Origin of the sequence: Massilia sp. YIM B02769 (genome assembly GCF_030411995.1) — a bacterium.
In the GTDB taxonomy this organism is placed as follows: domain Bacteria; phylum Pseudomonadota; class Gammaproteobacteria; order Burkholderiales; family Burkholderiaceae_D; genus Telluria.
Genome location: NZ_JASNRC010000001.1, coordinates 275,069 through 295,321, shown reverse-complemented (window position 1 = coordinate 295,321; position 20,253 = coordinate 275,069). Strand labels below are relative to the sequence as shown.

The 20,253-nt window shown below is 62.6% G+C and carries 21 protein-coding genes; 8 read left to right on the top strand and 13 right to left on the bottom strand.

The genetic code is table 11. From position 1 onward, the window contains the following. The first annotated feature begins 150 nt into the window (after positions 1 to 150). Positions 151 to 606 (top strand): Lrp/AsnC ligand binding domain-containing protein, encoded by a 456-nt coding sequence (locus tag QPK31_RS01400; protein WP_229436257.1) that lies wholly within the window; start codon positions 151 to 153, stop codon positions 604 to 606. A 274-nt stretch (positions 607 to 880) separates the two neighbouring features. Here QPK31_RS01400 and QPK31_RS01395 read toward each other — a convergent pair whose 3' ends face one another. Beyond that, a complete protein-coding gene (locus QPK31_RS01395; protein ID WP_290421151.1) occupies positions 881 to 1,837 on the bottom strand; it encodes a LysR family transcriptional regulator in 957 nt (318 codons plus the stop codon). Positions 1,838 to 1,995: 158 nt separating this feature from the next. Between QPK31_RS01395 and QPK31_RS01390 the strand changes: the two genes are divergently transcribed. Next, a complete protein-coding gene (locus QPK31_RS01390; RefSeq protein ID WP_290421150.1) occupies positions 1,996 to 2,196 on the top strand; it encodes a hypothetical protein in 201 nt (66 codons plus the stop codon). Between the two features lie 79 nt (positions 2,197 to 2,275). Here the strand turns inward: QPK31_RS01390 and QPK31_RS01385 are convergent, their stop codons facing one another. The 6 genes from QPK31_RS01385 to QPK31_RS01360 form a co-directional block, all read right to left on the bottom strand. Continuing rightward, positions 2,276 to 2,863: a chalcone isomerase family protein gene (locus tag QPK31_RS01385; RefSeq protein WP_290421149.1), complete on the bottom strand. Its 588-nt coding sequence runs from the start codon at positions 2,861 to 2,863 to the stop codon at positions 2,276 to 2,278. A 137-nt stretch (positions 2,864 to 3,000) separates the two neighbouring features. After that, positions 3,001 to 3,537 carry a DUF1003 domain-containing protein gene (locus QPK31_RS01380; RefSeq protein WP_290421148.1) on the bottom strand — a complete coding sequence of 179 codons (537 nt, stop codon included), beginning with the start codon at positions 3,535 to 3,537 and terminating at the stop codon, positions 3,001 to 3,003. A gap of 119 nt (positions 3,538 to 3,656) precedes the next feature. Then, entirely contained in the window at positions 3,657 to 3,917 is a 261-nt protein-coding gene (locus QPK31_RS01375; RefSeq protein ID WP_290421147.1) for a YfhL family 4Fe-4S dicluster ferredoxin, read from the bottom strand. 45 nt (positions 3,918 to 3,962) lie between these two features. Then, the gene (coaD, locus tag QPK31_RS01370; protein WP_229436264.1) at positions 3,963 to 4,460 is read right to left on the bottom strand and encodes a pantetheine-phosphate adenylyltransferase; all 498 of its coding nucleotides are present in this window, start codon (positions 4,458 to 4,460) and stop codon (positions 3,963 to 3,965) included. A gap of 112 nt (positions 4,461 to 4,572) precedes the next feature. Beyond that, a complete protein-coding gene (gene rsmD, locus QPK31_RS01365; protein ID WP_290421146.1) occupies positions 4,573 to 5,214 on the bottom strand; it encodes a 16S rRNA (guanine(966)-N(2))-methyltransferase RsmD in 642 nt (213 codons plus the stop codon). A gap of 31 nt (positions 5,215 to 5,245) precedes the next feature. Further along, positions 5,246 to 6,142, bottom strand: a complete 897-nt coding sequence (locus QPK31_RS01360; RefSeq protein WP_290421145.1) for a DUF6279 family lipoprotein — start codon at positions 6,140 to 6,142, stop codon at positions 5,246 to 5,248. A gap of 27 nt (positions 6,143 to 6,169) precedes the next feature. Between QPK31_RS01360 and glmU the strand changes: the two genes are divergently transcribed. After that, entirely contained in the window at positions 6,170 to 7,546 is a 1,377-nt protein-coding gene (gene glmU / locus QPK31_RS01355; protein ID WP_290421144.1) for a bifunctional UDP-N-acetylglucosamine diphosphorylase/glucosamine-1-phosphate N-acetyltransferase GlmU, read from the top strand. A gap of 135 nt (positions 7,547 to 7,681) precedes the next feature. Here the strand turns inward: glmU and QPK31_RS01350 are convergent, their stop codons facing one another. Then, positions 7,682 to 8,152 (bottom strand): Lrp/AsnC family transcriptional regulator, encoded by a 471-nt coding sequence (locus tag QPK31_RS01350; RefSeq protein ID WP_290421143.1) that lies wholly within the window; start codon positions 8,150 to 8,152, stop codon positions 7,682 to 7,684. Positions 8,153 to 8,309: 157 nt separating this feature from the next. On the opposite strand from QPK31_RS01350, the gene glmS reads away from it, so the two are divergent. Then, entirely contained in the window at positions 8,310 to 10,139 is a 1,830-nt protein-coding gene (glmS, locus tag QPK31_RS01345; protein ID WP_290421142.1) for a glutamine--fructose-6-phosphate transaminase (isomerizing), read from the top strand. Positions 10,140 to 10,409: 270 nt separating this feature from the next. Then, the gene (locus QPK31_RS01340) at positions 10,410 to 12,038 is read left to right on the top strand and encodes a methyl-accepting chemotaxis protein (RefSeq protein ID WP_290421141.1); all 1,629 of its coding nucleotides are present in this window, start codon (positions 10,410 to 10,412) and stop codon (positions 12,036 to 12,038) included. A gap of 90 nt (positions 12,039 to 12,128) precedes the next feature. On the opposite strand, the gene QPK31_RS01335 is transcribed toward QPK31_RS01340, so the two are convergent. From QPK31_RS01335 to tssK, 4 genes are all read right to left on the bottom strand, one after another. After that, positions 12,129 to 12,587 carry a hypothetical protein gene (locus QPK31_RS01335; protein WP_290421140.1) on the bottom strand — a complete coding sequence of 153 codons (459 nt, stop codon included), beginning with the start codon at positions 12,585 to 12,587 and terminating at the stop codon, positions 12,129 to 12,131. 115 nt (positions 12,588 to 12,702) lie between these two features. Next, complete coding sequence (locus tag QPK31_RS01330; protein WP_290421139.1) at positions 12,703 to 14,106, bottom strand: hypothetical protein; 1,404 nt, start codon at positions 14,104 to 14,106, stop codon at positions 12,703 to 12,705. 10 nt (positions 14,107 to 14,116) lie between these two features. After that, positions 14,117 to 14,380 carry a PAAR domain-containing protein gene (locus QPK31_RS01325; protein WP_290421138.1) on the bottom strand — a complete coding sequence of 88 codons (264 nt, stop codon included), beginning with the start codon at positions 14,378 to 14,380 and terminating at the stop codon, positions 14,117 to 14,119. Positions 14,381 to 14,393: 13 nt separating this feature from the next. Beyond that, a complete protein-coding gene (gene tssK, locus QPK31_RS01320; RefSeq protein WP_290421137.1) occupies positions 14,394 to 15,734 on the bottom strand; it encodes a type VI secretion system baseplate subunit TssK in 1,341 nt (446 codons plus the stop codon). A gap of 162 nt (positions 15,735 to 15,896) precedes the next feature. Here tssK and tssE point away from each other — a divergent pair, with 162 nt between their 5' ends. Genes tssE through tssG form a run of 3 tightly spaced genes read left to right on the top strand, consistent with a single transcriptional unit; the run spans position 15,897 to position 19,259 of the window. Continuing rightward, the gene (gene tssE / locus QPK31_RS01315; RefSeq protein WP_290421136.1) at positions 15,897 to 16,376 is read left to right on the top strand and encodes a type VI secretion system baseplate subunit TssE; all 480 of its coding nucleotides are present in this window, start codon (positions 15,897 to 15,899) and stop codon (positions 16,374 to 16,376) included. 1 nt (position 16,377) lies between these two features. Then, a complete protein-coding gene (tssF, locus tag QPK31_RS01310) occupies positions 16,378 to 18,210 on the top strand; it encodes a type VI secretion system baseplate subunit TssF (RefSeq protein WP_290421135.1) in 1,833 nt (610 codons plus the stop codon). Next, entirely contained in the window at positions 18,174 to 19,259 is a 1,086-nt protein-coding gene (tssG, locus tag QPK31_RS01305; protein WP_290421134.1) for a type VI secretion system baseplate subunit TssG, read from the top strand. The genes tssF and tssG overlap by 37 nt, the downstream gene beginning before the upstream one ends. A 162-nt stretch (positions 19,260 to 19,421) precedes the next feature. Here tssG and QPK31_RS01300 read toward each other — a convergent pair whose 3' ends face one another. After that, the gene (locus QPK31_RS01300) at positions 19,422 to 20,171 is read right to left on the bottom strand and encodes an SDR family oxidoreductase (RefSeq protein ID WP_290421133.1); all 750 of its coding nucleotides are present in this window, start codon (positions 20,169 to 20,171) and stop codon (positions 19,422 to 19,424) included. Positions 20,172 to 20,253 lie beyond the last annotated feature (82 nt).

Here is a 20,253-nt window from a genome sequence, read left to right as displayed (position 1 = left end):
CAGGCGGCGCGCGTTTTTGTACGTGCTTCAATCGTTTGATTGTAGAAGGAATTCTTCTGGATTAATTCTGTTTTTAACGGGCACTAGCAATAGATAGTTTTTGGTGCGAGAATTCGACCAAATAATATTTACGGTGGGAGCGGAGACGCCATGCTGGACAAGATTTCGAAGAAGATACTGGCCGAGTTGCAGAACGATGGACGCATCAGCAACGTCGAGCTGGCAGCGCGCGTCAATTTGTCGCCGGCCGCCTGCCTGGAGCGTGTGCGCAAGCTGCACGAATCCGGCTACATCACGGGCTACACGGCCCAGCTCAATCCGCAACTGCTGGATGTGTCGCTGCTGGTCTTCATCGAAGTCGTGCTCGACCGCACCACGCCGGAAGTCTTCGATGCCTTCAAGCAGAGTGTGCAATTGATTCCGGAAGTACTGGAATGCCACATGGTGGCGGGCGGTTTTGACTACCTGGTGAAAGCGCGCGTGAAGGACATGGCGGCGTATCGCGAATTCCTGGGCAAGACGCTGCTGCAGAAGGGGGTGCGGGAGACGCACACGTATGCGGTGATGGAAGAGGTGAAGAATACGACGAAGTTGCCGATCCGGTGATGTGGCTGGCGCTTGCAGACCGCTGGCGCTTGTTTAAATCGTACGGTGGGCACGCCGTGCCCACGCGGAACGGTGCGTCGAGTTGGCGCTGTTTATATCGAAGCGGATGAGCTGAAACGGCGTGCCCTGATGCAGACACGCGGCGTTTGAGATAGGGGTGTGCTTTTTTGCTCGGCCGGTATCTCATCAACGCCGCAAGGTGTTGTCACACGTTCCGTGTCTGGATGCGTTGCACCGCGTGGGCACAAGTGCCCACCCTACGAAAAACAAACCTTTACGCTGCTTGGCGTTCCATTAAAGGTTTCGTCGCCGCAGCCGCCGTCTTTTCCAGATTACTCCGCAACCAGCGATGCGCCGGACTACGCCCATCGCGTTCATGCCACAGCATATCCAGGTGCACGGCCGGCAGCGCGAACGGCAGTTCGCGCCACACCAGCGCTTCGGTCATGCCGGTCGAGACCATCAGGTGTTTCGGCAGCACCGTAATCAAATCCGAATTCGCCACTACCCTTCCCGCCGTAAAGAACTGGTTCACGGTCAGCAGAATGCGGCGTTCGCGCCCGATCTGCGCCAGGGCTTCGTCGACCAGGCCATGCGCGCGGCCCGAGAAACTCACCAGCAGGTGATTCGCCTTGCAGTAGGCATCGAGGTCGAGCTTGCCTTCGGCCAGCGGATGCTTTTTGCGCATCACGCACACGTACTGCCCGGAATACAGGCGCTCGTGGCGGATCGGCGAGCCGGTTTCGTACGACAGTTGCGCCGCAACACCCGGGAAGAACCCCACCGCCAGGTCGATGTCGCCACGAAGCAACATCGGACGCGGTTCGCGCGTGGTCAGCGGCACCATGCGGATGTTCACGCCCGGCGCCTCGGCTTCGATCGAACGCATCAGCGACGGCAGCCAGTAGGCGGCGGTGGCATCGGCCATCGCCATGCGGAAAGTGGCCTGGGCTTTCGAGACATCGAAGGTTTCCGGCATCACCGCCGCTTCCAGCGCCGCCAGCGCCTGGCGTACCGATGGCCATAAGGCTTCGGCGCGCGGCGTCGGCTTCACGCCATAAGCGGTGCGGATCAGCAACTCGTCGCCCAGGCTTTCGCGCAGGCGCTTGATGGCATTCGATACCGCCGGCTGGGTCATCGCAAGATGGCCAGCGGCACGTGTCAGGTTTTGCTCGGTCATCACTGCGTCGAATACGCGCAGCAAATTCAGGTCCAGGGTCAGAAAGCTCATGATCTCGTCTCGTTAGGCGCTGTAGCCACTTTTTAAGTCTGTCTGTCAGTGTAACGCATTTCATTCACCAACTATATAAGTGCCATCATTGAACGGAATTAGATTTATATGCTGCACTGCACTATAGTTGAAAAAAACAACATCAACCGAACCTGATCATGTCTTTCGTCGCCACCCTCACCCAGTTTTCTTTCCCGGCCCTGTCGATTGCCGACGTGCTGCGCCTGGCCCTGGTGCTGGCGCTGGGCGCCGGCTTCGTCATGTTCTTCCGCCCGCTGTTGAGCGGCATCGTGCGCGCGCTGGTACTGACCGTGCGTCCGCGCATCGCCAAGCCAGGCCGGACCGCGCTCGGTACCTGACACCGAAGCATCGAATAAAAAAAACGCGGCGTCCGGATCACCGGCGCCGCGTTTTTTCATACCGTTTATCTTGTAGCGCTTACTTCGCTTCGCCCAGCAGCGCCGGTTTCAGCGAGCTGTCGGCTGGCTTGTCGCCCAGCCAGATGCGCAGCACGGCGTTATAGAAATTGATGTCCGACGCGGTGTCGCCGATGCGCTTTCCGTTCAACTCGCACACGGTGCCGGTGCCCGGAATCCAGTCCATGTGCATCACGTCGCCCTTCTTGATGTCGTCGACGCTGGCAAACATCTCGCCGAACTTGCCGATCTGGGTGACGATCTTCGCTTTTTCCGCTTTATCGAGGTTTTCGTTGATGCCGTCCATGAAGGCCTTGGCCAGGTCTTGCGACGAAAGATCGCGCGCCATCACCAGGGTCACGCGGCGTGGACCTTCCATTTTCAGGATCTCGGCCACGTTCTTGCTCTTCTCCGGCAGGTAGAGGCCGGCGGCATAGACCTTGATGATCAGCTTCGTGCGCATGCCGGCGCCATTCAATTTCAGATCCTTCCCGCCGACTTTATTCGTGTCGTCGAACTTGACGCCATTCACGTCGATGGCGGCCATGGCCGGCAGGGCAAATGCGAGTGCCAGGGCCGCGCCCGTGGCAAGGGTTTTCAACGCTTTCATACTGTCTCCTTTGTTATTGATCTCGAAAAAAAAGAATGACCGTGCTAAAACTTCAATATGAATATAGCACTGAATTCTTTACGAGAATCAACACTCCCGGACTTTTTCAATGCTGCACAGGCACATTACAACGCGGCTTATTTCGTTTCGCGTTCGATGGCGCTGAGGACGCTGGGCGCATCGGCTGGCTGTGACAATTCCTCGGCCTGGCGGTCGGGCTTGTTCATCAGGTTCGGACTTTCGCGCCGGATTTCCTCCAGCATGGCAATGATCTTGCTGGTCTTTTCGTCCGACAGCAGGCTGATCTGCAAATCGAGGTGGGCATTGCGTTCGGCCAGCTTGGACATGCGGTTCTGGCGGATCAGCACGGTCGTGGAAATGATGAAGGCGTTCAGGGAAACGAAACCCTGCAGCCAGTAGAAAGGCGGTTCGTCGATCTGCTCGAGATCGAATACCGGCGCCAGGCTGTTCCAGAGGAGCCAGCAAACGATAAACGTGACATTGACGGCGAAGTAAGTCGGGCTGCCCAGGAACAGGCTGACTTGTTCCACGATCTTCTGCGCCGTGGTGACCTGCTCCTCGTTGCGCTCGCAATAATCGGCGATCGTGTCGATGTTTTCGCTGACGCTGGGCGGTAGCGCATTGCGTGCATCGGTATCGTCCTGGGGAGCCATGAAAGCAGGATAGCATGGCCGTATGGATTGCCAAACTGCTCACATAACGTGCGCGACGATGAAACGACAGCGCCAAAGAAAACGCCGGCTCGTGGCCGGCGCATGCTGGAACTGGATGGTCAGGCGGCGTTCTTCGCGCTTGTCAGACGCTCGTACTTGATCATCAACTCCTCGCGCGTTTCGCGCCAGGCCGGATCGAGGGGAATGCAGGCGACCGGGCACAGCGAAGCGCACTGGGGTTCGTCGAAGTGGCCGACGCACTCGGTGCATTTATGCGGATCGATCTGGTAGAACTCTGGACCCATCGAAATCGCGTCGTTCGGGCACTCGGGCTCGCAGACGTCGCAATTGATGCAGTCATCGGTAATCAGTAAGGCCATGATACTGCTCGCTTATTGCCTTGTTAAATGCCTGGATCGACGGACTCAGGCTTTCGGCAGGTTCATCGCTGCGATTTTCTTTTGCAGCCAACGGTCCACCGAAGGGAAGACGAATTTCGACACGTCGCCGCCCAGCATCGCGATCTCGCGCACGATGGTGCCGGAGATGAACTGGTACTGGTCGGACGGGGTCAGGAACAGGGTTTCGACGTCCGGGAGCAGGTAGCGGTTCATGCCCGCCATCTGGAACTCGTATTCGAAATCGGACACAGCGCGCAGGCCGCGCACGATCACGCGCGCATCGTGCTTGCGCACGAAATCCTTGAGCAGGCCGGAGAAACTCTCGACCTTCACGTTCGGGTAATGGCCGAGTACTTCGTTGGCGATTTCCAGGCGTTCCTCGAGCGAGAAGAAAGGCTTCTTGTTCTTGCTGTCGGCAACACCGACCACGAGCGTATCGAACAGACCCGACGCGCGGCGGACCAAATCTTCATGGCCGCGGGTGAGCGGATCGAAGGTACCTGGATAAACGGCTACAACCATTGTGGCTCCCTGGGAGAAACACCTGTGTTTAAAGGCGCATTATGCATGAAAATCCGGCAGTTGCCCCACCCCCGGAGCCACTTTGCCCGTTAATTGAGCAAAATTAAAGGCATTATGCCTTGTTTTCGTGCAATTTCAGCAGGTGGTAGAAAACCATGCCGGCCTTGTCGGCGCGGACCTGTTCCCAGGGCAGGAGCCAGTCGGGCGTGTCGTCACCCTGCGGCAGCGCGAATTCCGCTTCCACGTACACCATGCCGCCCTCTTTCAGCAGATCGATGCACAGCGGCAGCGCCTTGGCGACGAAATCCTGCTGGTAAGGCGGATCGAGGAAGATCACGTCGAAACGCTGGCCGCGCCCGGCCATATCGCGCGCTACGGTCAAGGCGTCGCCGCGCAGCACGGAGACATTCTGCGCCTTCAGCGTTTCCTTGTTCAGTTCGAGCTGGCGCGCGGCCGGACCGTGGTAGTCGAGCATGACGACCGAACGGGCGCCGCGGCTGGCCGCCTCGAAGCCGAGGGCGCCGCTGCCGGCGAACAGGTCCAGGCAGTCGACGTTGTCCCAGTCGTTTGCGACCTGGTGGTTGATCCAGTTGAAGACGGTTTCGCGCACGCGGTCGGGCGTGGGGCGCAGGCCGAGGGCGTCGAGCACCGGCAGCAGGCGCCGTTTCCATTCGCCGCCGATGATGCGCACTTGCTGGGGCGCCAGGCGCGGACGCCCGTGCTGTCCCTGTGGTTTTGCTGGCTTTCTTTGCATGGCGCGCACTATACCACGCTGGTTTATCCGGTTATTTGGCCTCTTTTGCGAGGGCGTTGAAATCGTCGATCCAGCCCTGCATGCGTTTTTGGGCATGCGCTTTCTGTTCCGGCGTGGCGATGCGGATCGCGGTGAGGATGTAATTCACGGTCGCATTCGTATAGCTGTCGTAGAAGGCCTTGCGTTCCGGCGCATCCATGCGGGTAAAGAATTCGCGGATCAGGCCATTGATCATGGCCGTGGTCTGTTCCTTGCTCGGCTTTTCCGCCTGAATCTTGCGTACCAGCGCCAGGATCTTGCGCTGGCGCAGGATGCGCTCTTCGAGCCAGATATTGTTATCGAGCGGACGGGCGTCGGAGGCGCGGCGCAAGGTCGCTTCCTGCTCGCGGCTGAAGCTGCCGAACCAGAGCTTCAGTTGTTCCATCGATTTGTCGTAACGCGCCTCGTTGCGTTTTTCCACGCTGCCGCTGACGAACTTGCTGCGGTATTCCCGGTTCTTCTTCTCGAAACGTTCTTCCATCTGCTTGATCTGCTCCGGCGTGAGCGAACGCGCCAGGTCGACCATGTCGGGCACGGCGTGGTAAGCCAGGGTTTCGGTACGGCTGCGGATTTCCTTGTAGGCGTTAATCAAATCCGCCTGGGTCGGATTGGCAGCCAGCTGCCGCTGGTACTTGCCGAGCAGCGCCGCATAATCCTGCAACTGGGTTTTACGGTGCCACTGGAAGAGTTCCTTGATGTCCTGTTTGACGCCGTCGGACTGATCGCCTTCGAAATCGACATAAGCGTCCAGCCACCAGTAAAGTAAGGTGTCGCCATGGTTGTAACTGAAGCGGATGGTGCTGCAGGCTGCCAATACAGCCAGCAGCCCGATCAGGAACAGTGCGCGTGTGCGCTGGAACAGGGTGTCATGCGTGCTAAACTTTTTCATCTTATTAACTCTTTTTGAAATCGGCTTATGAACGTTGTCATCCTTGCCGCCGGCATGGGAAAGCGGATGCAGTCCGCTCTGCCTAAGGTTCTGCATCCGCTGGCTGGGAAGCCGCTGTTGCAGCATGTCATCGATACGGCGCGACGCCTATCGCCGAGTAAATTATGCGTGATCTACGGGCACGGCGGCGCAGCGGTGCCGGAGATGGTCGGCAAGCTGGCGCTCGATAGCGGCGCTGCCATCGACACCGCCTTGCAGCAGCCGCAGCTGGGAACCGGTCACGCCGTGATGCAGGCCGTGCCGCAGCTGGATGAAGATGCGCCGACCTTGGTGCTGTACGGCGACGTGCCGCTGACCACGGAACAGTCGCTGCGCAGCCTGGTCGAGGCCGCCGGCAACGACAAGCTCGGCATTTTGACCGTCGAACAGGCCAATCCCTTCGGCCTGGGCCGCATCGTGCGCGAAAACGGCCGCATCGTGCGCATCGTCGAGGAAAAGGATGCGAGCGACCTCGAGCGCGCGATCCGCGAAATCAACAGCGGCATCATGTGCATCCCGACGCGCCACCTGAAGCGCTGGCTGGCCGCGCTGTCGAACAACAATGCCCAGGGCGAGTACTACCTGACCGACATCGTGGCCCAGGCCGTGAGCGAATGCGTGGAAGTGGTCTCGGCCTCGCCATCGGCCGAGTGGGAAGTGGCGGGCGTGAACAGCAAGGTGCAACTGGCCGAACTCGAGCGCCGCCACCAGCTGAACATCGCCACGGCCCTGCTCGAGAAAGGCGTGACGCTGATGGACCCGGCCCGCATCGACGTGCGTGGGGAACTGATTTGCGGACGCGATGTCGTGATCGACGTCGGCTGCGTGTTCGAAGGCCGCGTGGAACTGGCGGATGGCGTGACGGTCGGCCCGCATTGCGTGCTGGTGAATGCGAAAGTGGCGGCAGGCGCCAACATCAAGCCCTTCTGCCACATCGAGGATGCGGTCGTCGGGTCCAAGTCGCAGATCGGGCCGTATGCGCGCCTGCGCCCGGGCACCGAGCTCGGCGAAGATGTCCATGTGGGTAACTTCGTCGAGATCAAGAACAGCCAGGTCGCCGCGCACAGCAAGGCGAATCACCTGGCCTACGTGGGCGATGCCACCGTCGGTTCGCGCGTGAACATCGGCGCCGGCACGATTACCTGCAATTACGATGGCGCAAATAAATTCCGCACCGTGATCGAGGATGACGCCTTCATCGGCAGCGACAGCCAGCTGGTGGCGCCGGTGACCGTTGGCAAGGGTGCGACGCTCGGTGCCGGCACCACGCTGACCAAGGATGCGCCGGCCGGCAAGCTGACCATCTCGCGGCCCAAGCAAATGACGCTCGACGGCTGGACCCGCCCTGTGAAAGTGAAGAAGTAATCCACCGGCAGTCCACTGGAAATCCACCAGGAAATCACAGGCAATTCACATGGGTATCCACCGGCTTATGCACGGGATACCCATACCGATTCCACATACTCATCCACTGGTTTATCCACAGGCCGCGGCAGTTTGTCACACCGCAATGCGGGTGTCGAACTTGCTGCGGAAAGTGGAAAAGTAGGCCTTTACGTTGCGCACGTTGGCGTGGGTGGCGAACAGGCGGTGCGCCAGCGCATGATAGGCCGGCATGTCGACCACCTGGACCACCAGCACGAAGTCCGGGCCGGGCGCCACGCGGTAGCACTGCAGCACCGCTTCTTCCGCCGCGGCCAGTTTTTCGAAAGCTTCCATGCGCTCGGCCGCCTGGACGTCGAGCGTGATCTCGACGATGGCGGTCAGGCGCGCACCCACCTTGCCTGGGTCGACGATTGCAACTTGCCGCTCGATAACACCTGCATCGGTCAGCTGTTTGACGCGGCGCAGACAAGTGGGCGGCGACACATGCACCAACTCAGCCAGTTCGGCATTCGTCTGCGATGCGTCAGTCTGGAGCGCGTTCAGGATGCGACGATCAAGTTCGTCCAAGGGTGTCGGTTGGGTCATGAAATTTAACGTAAGAATTTCGTTCTAAATGAAAGAATATTTCATCTGTAGGTATGGATGAAATTTTATAACGTTTTCGATTGAATTCTGAAAGCTTATTTCATGCCCATTGCCATAGGATATGCTTTATTGCTAATTTTTTACACGAGGTCTTTCCATGTGCGGCATTGTCGGCGCGGTAGCGCAACGTAACATCACCCCCATCCTGATCGAAGGCCTGAAGCGTCTCGAATACCGCGGCTACGATTCCTGCGGCGTGGCCCTGCACGTGGATGGCCGCCTGCAGCGCTCGCGCAGCACCTCGCGCGTGGCCGACCTCGAAACGCAAATCCAGGGCACCGGCCTGCAAGGCTTTACCGGCATCGCCCACACCCGCTGGGCCACCCATGGCGCCCCGGCCTCGCACAACGCCCACCCGCACTTCTCGCCGAGCGAAGAGAACGCACGCATCGCCCTGGTCCACAACGGCATCATCGAGAACCACGACGAGCTGCGCCGCGAACTGAGCGAACTCGGCTATGTCTTCCAGAGCCAGACCGACACCGAAGTCATCGCCCACCTGGTCGACCACATGTATAACGGCGATCTGTTCGACACCGTCCAGCAAGCCGTGAAGCGCCTGCACGGCGCCTATGCGATCGCCGTGTTCTCGCGCGAAGAACCGCACCGCGTGGTCGCCGCGCGCCAGGGCTCGCCGCTGATCCTGGGCGTGGGCGAGGGCGAGAACTTCGTCGCCTCGGATGCGATGGCGCTGGCCGGCACCACCAACCAGATCATCTACCTGGAAGAAGGCGACGTGGTCGACCTGCAACTGTCGCGCTACTGGATCGTCGATGCGGAAGGCCGTCCGGTCGAGCGCGAAGTGAAAACCGTGCACGCCCACACCGGCGCGGCCGAGCTCGGTCCTTACCGCCACTACATGCAGAAGGAAATCTTCGAGCAGCCGCGCGTGATCGGCGACACCCTGGAGGGCGTGACCGGCATCATGCCGGAACTGTTCGGCGACAATGCCTATAAAGTGTTCAAGGAAATCGACCGTGTGCTGATCCTGGCCTGCGGCACCAGCTACTACGCCGGCCTGACCGCGAAGTACTGGATCGAATGCATCGCCAAGGTGCCGGTCAACGTCGAGATCGCCAGCGAATACCGCTACCGCGACAGCGTGCCGCATCCGAAGACCCTGGTCGTCACCATCTCGCAATCCGGCGAAACCGCCGACACCCTGGCCGCCCTGAAGCACGCGCGCAGCCTGGGCATGCCGCACACGCTGACCATCTGCAACGTCTCGACCAGCGCCATGGTGCGCGAATGCGAACTGGCCTACATCACCCGCGCCGGCGTGGAAGTGGGCGTCGCCTCGACCAAGGCGTTTACCACCCAGCTGGCCGCCCTGTTCCTGCTGACCCTGACCCTGGCGCAAGTGAACGGCCGCCTGACCGATGAAGAAGAAGCCGAGCACCTGAAGCAGATGCGCCACCTGCCGGTGGCCCTGTCCTCGGTGCTGGCGCTGGAGCCGCAGATCATCGCCTGGGCCGAAGAGTTCGCGCGCAAGGAGAACGCCCTGTTCCTGGGCCGCGGCATGCACTACCCGATCGCCCTGGAAGGCGCACTGAAGCTGAAGGAAATCTCGTACATCCACGCCGAGGCGTATCCCGCAGGCGAACTGAAGCACGGCCCGCTGGCGCTGGTGACCGAAGAGATGCCGGTCGTGACCATCGCCCCGAACGATGCGCTGCTGGAAAAGCTGAAGTCGAACATGCAGGAAGTGCGTGCCCGTGGCGGCCAGCTGTATGTGTTTGCCGACGTCGACTCGCGCATCACTTCGGGCGACGGCCTGCACGTGATCCGCCTGCCCGAGCACTACGGCGAACTGTCGCCGATCCTGCACGTGGCGGCGCTGCAGCTGCTGGCGTATCACACGGCGCTGGCACGCGGTACGGACGTGGACAAGCCGCGTAACCTGGCGAAATCGGTAACGGTGGAGTAAGTCGCGAAAGAAGCATTTTCTTCTCAATCTGAAAATGCTCCTTGTAACATCGTCAAATTTGTCACTATTTTGTTGTCTTTTAGCTTTCCAAACGGAAATAAAAGTAACGAATTCATTAATAAGAGTTTGTTTCTTGTAAGCTACGCCTTCGTCGTTTGATTCGTCAAGACAGCCGCCCGGTGACGCCAGCCTGGCAGTATGGAAAATGGTTTTCCTTGTCCTTGCTCGGGTCGCTTCGATCAATCCGAACTCGCTTACAAGAAGACGAACATGACCTTCCTCCGCTACACCATCAAGGCACGGCTGCGCCTGGGCTTTGGCATCATCCTTCTTTTCCTGCTCATCGTTTCCCTGACCGGCCTGCAGAAGATCAAGCAGACCAATGCCGACACCGAGCATATCGTCAGCGTCAACATGGTGAAAATCGAGCTGCTCGAGGAGATGTCGGACTCGGTGCACATCGTGTCGCGTGTGGTCCGCTCGATGGCATTGTTGGAAGACAAGGCTGAAGCACAGCGCGAGGCACCGAAGATCGAGGCGGCGCGCGAACAATACGACCGCGCCTTTACCAAACTGAACACCCTGCCGCTCGATGCGCAAGGCCAGCAATTCATGCGCGACCTGGACGCCCTGGCCGGCACCGTGCGGCCGATGAACAACCACTTCCTCGAGCTGTCGGCGGTGAATACCCAGGACGCCATCCATTACCTGCTTGGCACGGCCGGGCCGGCGACGACGCAGTGGCAGGACGCGATCCGCCAGTTCATGGAACTCCAAAGGAAAAAAAGCCACGAAGATGCCATGCATGCACAGCACGCGTACGAACAGGCGCGCTACCTGATGCTCGGCATGACCGTGTTTGCCATGGTGGCCGGCGCCCTGCTTGCCTTCCAGATCAGCAAATCGATCACGCGGCCATTGATGCAGGCGGTCGACCTGGCACGCACCGTCGCCGCCGGCGACCTGACCAGCCATATCGACGTGCGCGCAGACGACCGTAGCGAAACCGGCGCATTGCTGCGTGCTCTCAATGACATGAATGCCGGCCTGAACGACATCGTGTCGCAAGTGCGCCAGGGCGCCGTGCTGCTGTCCAGCGGCGCCACCGAAATTGCCAACGGCAACATCGACCTGTCGTCGCGTACCGAACAGCAAGCCTCGGCGCTGGAAGAAACCGCGGCGTCGATGGAAGAATTGACGGCCACGGTGAAGAACAACGCCGACAATTCGAACCAGGCCAGCAGCATGGCCAGCAGCACTGCGCAAGCGGCCGTGCGTGGCGGCCAGGCGGTGGGCCAGGTGGTCGAGGTGATGGGGCATATCGAGGCCTCGTCGGCGCGCATCGTCGAGATCATCGACGTCATCGACGGCATTGCCTTCCAGACGAATATCCTGGCGCTGAATGCGGCGGTGGAAGCGGCGCGTGCTGGCGAGCAAGGCCGCGGCTTTGCCGTGGTGGCGAGCGAGGTGCGCACCCTGGCCCAGCGCTCGGCCACGGCCTCGCGTGAAATCAAGGTATTGATCAACGATTCGGTGGCCCAGGTGAACCAGGGCGGCAGCCTGGCGCGCGAGGCCGGCGGCACTGTGCAGGATATCGTCGGCGGCATCGCCAAGGTGTCGGACATCGTGGCCGACATCGCCGCTGCCAGCAGCGAGCAATCGGCCGGCATCGAGCAGACCCACCAGGCGGTCAGCGAAATGGACCAGATTACCCAGCACAATGCGGCCCTGGTCGAGGAAATTGCTGCGACGGCGGCGTCGTTGCAGGACCAGGCCAGCGCGCTCGAGCAGGTCGTGCAGCGCTTCCGTCTCAAGGGCGAGCATGGCAGTGCCGGACACACCGCCGCAGGTATGCGCGAGCAGCAGGGCTTGCCCCGTCTGTCCACCACCCTGGCCTGAACCGGCTTTCGCTCGACAGGCGCACGAGGGTTGGTGCGCCGGCTGGTTCAGCCGATCAATCGATCCGCCAAACCAGCACGGGCTAGCTGTTTAGCGGGAGTCGGCGCCACCCGCGCCGCCTTCGTCTTTCTCCGCCAGTTTCTCGACTTCATTTCCGTCCGAAATACCGGTGACCCGGCCCTGCTGGCCGGCGCCGTCCGGGCTTCCCATCGAGGTGCCCGGGTTGCCGCCCGCGGCGGCGGCGCCCATGCCGGACTGGCGGCTGTCGTTGCCGCGTGCCGCACCGACAGTGCCGCCGGCAATCGGGCCGGTAGCGCTGCCGTGGCTGCTTTGCGGCGCACCTGGCGGATTCACATTGCTCTCGGGCGAGGCGCTCGGAAAGCCGCCCTGGCGCGCCGAGCCGGCGCCTTGCTGCTGGTTGCCCGCTTCGTTCGCGGAAACCGGTGCCGACAGGGTATCGGCGCGGCTGCGCATGCTGCTGTCGTTGTCTTGCGTATCCAGGCGATCCTGGCGGTCGCCGCGTTCATTCTCGTTGTTACCTGCCATCATGTTCTCCCAGCTCGAATGCAGAAAACCCGATGGTAGTCCGATGCCCGGCAGAGCCAATCGGCGCGCGACTTGAGCTGGTGTAGGACGCTTCGGACGAGGCCTGCCGCGGACGGTTTCAGATGAGATCGGACACCGGCGGACGCAGCAGGAATGCATGGCACCCCTGCGCATCTTCGTTACCGATGCACAGCACGGGCGCAGCGCGCACCAGGGTTCCATGCTGCGCCAGCGCCAGCGCCGTCACAAAAGGCACGTCGCCACAGGCGCCGCTGGCGCTGCCGACACAGAACACGTCTTCGCTTTCGTCGAGCTGGGACATGGCGCTGGAGACCATGCCCATCAGTTCAAGGGTGCGCCCCTGGCGCTGCCCGCTGTCGGCCACCACCATGGCGATGTCCGCCATCTCGGTCTCGCCACGACGGCCGGCACGCTGCGCCAGTTCACCCAGCAGGGCCGGGTTCGCACGTTGCCGTGCCGGCGTTGCCGTCTCGCGCGGGGCTTCCTCGGCCGGATCGAGCAGGGCAAACAAGGCGCCTGCGATCGATTGCGCCAGCCGCGCGTCGGTCAGCAACAGGCCTGCCGCGCCCTCGCCCGGAACCAGGCCCTGTGGCCGGCCTGAGGTGAACAGGATGCCCTTGCCGGCCCACTCGTCGACAATGTCTTGCCCGATATGCGAAGCGCAGGCCATCACCAGCGCCACGACAGGCGCCGTCTCCTTTGCCGCTGTGCGTGCCAGCTGGGTGCAGGATGCCGTTGCCGAAGCGAGGGCACTGTCGGCTTCCGGCAGCACGACCTGCGCCGCGGGCCAGCCGAAGCTCGCGGCCAGGTGCCTGAACCACAGGCCGGCGCCGCGCCGCTGTTCCAGCGTCCAGTCCGCCGGCAGGGAGGGGAGCAGGCGCAACACGGGCGGCTTGCCCTCGGCCGGCAGCAAATCGACGGCGCGGCTGGCCAGCTCGGCCACGACGGCGCTGCCCAGGGTCAGGGCGCGCCACTGCACGTCACCGAAGCGCAGGTCCGGCATGCCGTTCTGCACCAGCCATTCGCTCATTTCTTCCTGGAAGGCTTCGTCCTGGGCATCTTCGCAGCGCGCTGCCGCCACCGGAAAGCCGTCGTCGTCGACCAGTTCGGCATCCAGGTCGGGCCGCAAGGTGTTGCCGGCAATGGCGCCTGCCAATTCCTCGGCCGATGCGCCATACGGCGAACGGACTGCGCTCGAGACGATGGCCAGCGCCGGCAAGGCGGCAGCGGGCGCCGCTGCGGTAACAGCGGTCGAAGCCGAGGCAGCCGGCGCCGCTGCCGCGCGCCTGGCCAGCAGCTTGCCGCCGAACCACATCGACCCCACCAGCGCCAGCGGCAAGGCCAGCAGCACCAGCGCCAGCTCGACGGTGCCGGGCGTGCTGGCCGCGCCGCGCCAGTACCAGATGGCGCCGCCCCAGCAGGCGCCCAACACGGCCACGGCCAGCAGGCCGCCCTTCAGCGGGCCGGGCAAGCCGCCCGGCGAAGCAATCGCAGTTGTCATGGGAATCGGTTCAGATGTTGTCGATCGTGGCCTGCTGGCCGGCGATCAGGGTGGCGCCACAGGCGGTCTTGTCGCCGTTCCGTGCGGCCGGCTTGCCGTCGACGATCAGGGTGCTGTCGCCGCTGACGATCGGGTTCGGCCCGTGTTTCGGGCAGGTCGCCTTGTCGCCGACGCGGGCGATGCCTTTGCCGCCGGCATCGCTGTTCGGCGAGGCTTCGATGACGGCGCCGCCGTGCGAGGTCTTGTCGCCGAGGACAATGAGTGGTCCGGACATGCCTGTCTCCTTCTTACGAGGCCACGGCCAGCAGTTCCAGCCGCAATTCCGTCATCCCGGCCGGCACGTAGATCGAGATCGACTGCGCTTTGATCATGCGCTCGTACATCTGCCCTTTTGCTTCCAGCAGGAAGTAGCAGGTGTCGGGCCGCACCGGCACCGCCGCCGGCAATTGCGGCGTGTACTGCAGGCGCACGCCGGGCAAGGCCGAGAGCACGAACTTTTCCACGTCGTCCGGGGCGCCGACCTTGAAGCGCAGCGGCACCACGTCGACCAGCTCGATGGCCGGGATCTCGGCACCGACCGCGATATAGAAGGTGGTTTTCTCGTCGATCTTGCCCGAGTCGAGCATGCCGATGTGGTAGCAGGGCCGGCTTTCGTTGAGGGCGATGGCGAAGTACTTCGAGGAGATCACGGTGTCCAGCAGTTCGCGGATGATCTGGTGCAGCTTGGTGAAGCCGGGGCCGGGGTCGCTGTGCTGGTAGGGCGGCAAGTCGGACAGGGTCCAGCTTTTCGAAAAGGTCATCAAGCGTCCGGCCACGCCCAGCAATTGTTCGTACAAACGCTCGGGATGCAGGGCCGGATGGTGGAAGTGGTGGGTCAGTTCGGCATACGCCGCGCTGGCAGTGTGCAGGAGCCAGAAGGAACTCATGTCGCCGGAGCGGAACTCGATCACGTTCTTGCTCGGCTCGCGGTGGTGGCCGTACAGCGCGCTCACCTTGGCCTGCAGGGCGTCGAGCAGGCGCCGCAGTTGCTGGAACAGCGGCTGCGCGGCGGCCACCGTCAGGCTGGGCGGCACGAACGAGGGGTCGAGCTCGAAGCCGCCGGTACTCACGCGGCGCAGGCGCAGCAGCGGGAAGTGGACATAGGCGTCGCGCGGGTCGGCGTCGGACACCAGCCGCACCGACTTTTTCAGGTAAGCCAGCTGCACCGGCGCCGCGCCCGTGTACAAATCGGGCGTGTCGTGGTTGGCCTGGACGAAGCGCGCCGTGTTCGACGCCTGCCCCGGCTGGGCGAAGTTGCCATTGAAGGGTTTCAGGCCCGGCAGCGCCACGTAGTAGGTGACACTTTGCTGCGACTGCTGCAGCGCGGCCAGGTCGATCGCATCCGGCAAGGCATCGGCCCCGGGCGCGTCGACCAGCTCGCCATCCTGGAAGCGCACGGCAAGGTCGACGACACGCAGCACATTGCTGGCCAGGGCCTCGCGGTCGATCTGCAGGCGCTCGACGCCCCAGGCATAGGGGTGGACGGCTTTGATGCCCTTGTTCAGGCAATGCTCGTGGTATTCGTCCTGGCGCTGGAAATGTTGTGGACGTAACAGGAGGCCTTCGCCCCAGAGTACTTTGCTGCTCATGTTTCTGGCATCCCTCAAGTATTTGTTGATGTGGGCCGAACTTTCCTCAAAGGACAATAACAAGGCCAGAAGTTGCGCATGTGAAGTTGCTCAAACGTTGGCGCTGGACACCGTGGCAACATGCGGTTTGCCCTGAACCAATGCACAGCGGGAAGGATCACGATGAAAGGTTTTACGCCTGGACTATTCGACCGCCTGCTCGGCGTGCCGCTGCGCGGCGCTACCCCGCGCGCGATGCTGGAAGACATGAAGGACATGGTGGCGCGCGACCTCGAAGCCTTGCTGAACACGCGTTCCGTGCTGCCCGACGAGTTACTGGAACCGTATCCGGAATGCGCCAAGTCGGTCGTCAGCTACGGCCTGATCGACTTCGCCGATCTGTCGTTGTCGAGCCCGACCGACCGCGCCCACATCTGCGCCTGCATCGAAAGCGTGATCGCACGCCACGAACCGCGCCTGAAAAACGTCAAGGCCTCGCTCGAGTTGCGCGAAGACACGGTGAACCGCCTGAACTTTTCGATCACCGCCCTGCTCGTGATCAGCACCTCGCAGGAATCGGTGAACTTCGACGCCGTGCTGCAACCCTCAACGCTGAGCTACAGCATCAGCAAGGCAGGCCGCGCCGCGCCTGCGGGAGCCTGATTTGGAACAATTACTGCCGTACTACGAGAGCGAACTGGGCTACCTGCGCCGCAACCTGCGCGAATTTGCCGAGCGTTACCCGAAGATCGCCGGCCGCCTGTTGATCAGCGGCGAAGTGTGCGAAGACCCGCACACCGAGCGCATGATCGAATCCTTTGCCTTGCTGAATGCACGCATCGCCAAGCGCCTCGACGACGATTACCCGGAATTTACCGAAGCCCTGTTCGATGTGTTGTATCCGCACTACCTGCGGCCCTTTCCCTCCTGCTCGATCGCCTACATGGACAGCGGCGCGGCGCAAGGCATCGGCTCGATCCCGCGCGGCACCCAGCTCACCACCCGTCCGGTACGCGGCGGCCCCTGCACCTTCCGCACCGTGTATCCGGTGATCGTGACGCCGCTTGCCATCAGCAGCGCGCGCTTCGACGCCATCATCAGCCCGCCGGAAGCGGTGCGCCTGCCGGCCGGGGCCAGCGCCTGCATCCACCTGGGCCTGTCCGGCGCCTTCGAGGGGGTCCGGACCGGCCAGCTGGGCGTCTCCGCACTGCGCGTCTTCATCGACGGCGAGCCCTCGTTCTGCGCGGCCCTGCGCGATGCGCTGTTCATGCGCGGTGTTGCCGCCTGGGTCGAAACGGACCACAACGGCCGCTGGATCGCCTTGCCGGCCCTTCCCGTCCAGCCCGCCGGGTTCAGGGAAGACGAAGCCCTGATCGACTTCCCGGCGCGTTCGCATGCGGCTTACCGCCTGCTGACTGAATACTTCTGTTTCCCCGAAAAGTTCAATTTCTTCGACATCGACCTGAAGGCGCTGGCGCCGCTGCTGCCGCCGGGCTGCAAGACGCTCACCCTGCACCTGGGCCTGCAAGGTATCCGCCCCGATTCGAACACCGCGCGCATGCTCGGCACCTTGAGCACGAACAACCTGCTGCTCGGCTGCACGCCAGTCATCAATCTGTTCCGCCAGCGCGGCGAGCCGATCCGCCTGACCCATGCCACGGCCAGCTATCCGTTGCTGGGCGACGCGCGCCGCGCCTTTGCCTTCGAGGTCTACGCCGTCGATTCGGTGAACCTGGTGCGCCAGACGCCGCACGGCGAAGCCATCGTCGAATTCCGCCCGTTCTATTCGCTGAAGCATGCGCAAACGCCCGAGCAGCACGGCCATTACTGGGCCATGCGGCGCGACGAGGAACTGCTGGATAACAGCCCCGGCTTCGAGGCGCAGATCACGATCGTCGACATCGATTTCGACCCGGCCGCCGTCGAGACCGATACCCTGAACCTGGAACTGACCTGCAGCAACCGCGACCTGCCCGCGCTGCTCGGCTATGGCCAGGCCGGGGGCGATCTGTTCCTCGAGGGCGGCTCGAACACGCGCGGCATCGCCTTCCTGCGCAAACCGACGCCGTCTTACCGCTTCGCGCGCGGACGCAGCGCCCACTGGCGCCTGATTTCTCACCTGTCGCTGAACCATTTGTCGCTGGCCGACGGCGGCATCGACGCCTTCCGCGAAATGCTGGCGCTGTACGACTTGCCGCGCTCTCCCTCCTCGCAGCGCCAGATCGCGGGCATTGCCGACATCGTGCAACAGGCCGCCACCGCCTGGTTGTCCGGCAATCCATTTACGTGCTTGGTGCGCGGCGTCGAGGTACGCCTGAGCATCGACGAGGAAGCCTTTGTCGGCAGCGGCATCCACGCCTTTACCCACATCGTCGAACGCTTCCTGGCGCTGTATGTGCATGCCAACAGCTTCACCCAGCTGGTGGTGGTTTCCAACAAAAACGGCCAGGAACTACTCAGATGTTTGCCAAGAAGCGGCGATTCGAGCCTGCTGTAATCGAAAAACTGTTCCGGGAACCCTACCGCTTCGAATATTTCCAGGCGGTGCGGGTGCTGGAGCTTTGGCTCAAGCGCAACGGCATGCCGCGGCAAGGCATGGTCGCCAATTTCCTGCGCTTCCAGAACTCGACCTCGCTGCGCTTTCCCGCGAGCCAGCTTGAAGCCATCGCGCCGGAGCCGCGCGACATCGAACGCAGTGCCGCCGCGCTCGGCGCCGCGCTGCAGGACGCCACGCTGAAATACGTGCGCATCACGCCCGCCTTCATGGGGCTGCTCGGCGGCACCGGCGTGCTGCCGGTCCACTACACCGAACGCATCGCCGAGCACTTGTTGAACGAAAAGGACGACGGCGCGCGGGCTTTCCTCGACACGTTTTCAAACCGTTCATTGGCGTTGTTCTACGAGGCCTGGCGCAAGTACCGGCTGGCGCTGAAGTACCAGATTGATGGCCAGGACAGTTTCCTGCCGTTGCTACTCGGGTTGGCCGGCCTGGGCAACGCCTCGCTGCGCCAGCGCCTGTCGCGCCAGCAGGATGGCGCCGTGCTCGACGAATCGATCGGTTACTTTGCCGCTTCGATCCGGCACCGCCCGAGCTCGGCCGTGCAGCTGGCGCGCGTGCTGAGCGAGTATTTCGGACACCCGGTCGCGGCCGAGCAGTTCGTCGGCCATTGGTACGAGGTGCCGCTGGCCCAGCAGACCATTCTTGGCGGCGCCATCGGCGTGCTCGGCAAGGATGCGATCGCCGGCGGCCGCGTCTGGCAACGCGATCTGCGCCTGCGCCTGGTCGTCGGGCCGCTCGACCACGCCGGGTTCATGGCTTTCCTGCCGGGCGGACTGGCGGCGCGTGCCCTGAAGAGCCTGCTGACCATGTTCACCGGCCTTGCCCTTGAATACGAGGTCGAGCTGGTGCTGCGCGCCGCCGACGTGCGGCCGGTGACGATCTCGCAGACGAGCAATCTCGGCCGGCTTGGCTGGGACGCTTACCTGGTCGAGGGACCGCAGGAAGAGAACCGCAGGGACGTGCATTACGACGTGCTCTGCGCCTGATCATCCACCTTTATCTCGCAAACCGGTAATTCCGGTAATTCTTTTCATGACCTCGATGCTTCCGCAACCAAGAGTTAACCATGCTGCATGGAGATATCAGGATGGATGATAATTGCTGAATGAGTATGGTGGTCGACATGGGGTGGGGATAACTCGGCAGTTTTACACAATGCCGCCGTTCACCCGCAGCGTCTGCCCGTTCACCCACTCGCCTTCCAGCCCCACCAGGAAGGCCACGGTATGCGCGATGTCTTCCGGCGTGCCGAGGCGTTCCAGCGGCGCCGCTTTTGCCAGGCGTTCGACCAGTTCGGCCGGTTTCCCTTCCAGGAACAGCTCGGTGGCGGTCGGCCCCGGCGCCACGCACATCACCGAGATGCCCTTGCCGCGCATTTCCTTGGCAAAGATGTTGGTGAAGGTCTCGACCGCCGCTTTCGCGCCCGCATACACGGCGTAGCCCGGCATGGCCAGGCCGATGGCGCTGGTCGAGAAGTTGACGATGCGTCCGCCCTGGCGCAGGCGCGTGGCGGCCAGGCGCAGCATGTGGAAGGTGCCGCGCGTGTTGATCGCGAAGATGCGTTCGTACAGCGCGTCGCTGGTGTCGGCCAGCATGGTGGTGCCGGGCTGGATCACGCCGGCGTTGTTGATGACGATGTCGATGGCGCCCAGGGCCGCTTCGGCCTGGTCGAACAGGCGTGCGCAGTCGGCGGCCTGGGAGACGTCGGCCTGGAGCGCGACGGCTTTTCCGCCGGCGGCCGTGATCTCGTTCACCACGCTGTCGGCATCCGTGGAACGGCTGGCGTAGTTGACGGCGATCGCGTAGCCGTCGCGCGCCAGGCGCAGGGCGATGGCGCGGCCGATGCCGCGTGAGGCGCCGGTGACGATGGCGGATTTGCCGTTGGATTGGATTGCCATGTTGGTTTCTCTTGTTTCGTGCGATGGTCAGTTGGAGGACGTGGCGCTGTTGCGTGTGCGGTTTGTGGTGTGCGTGATCCGC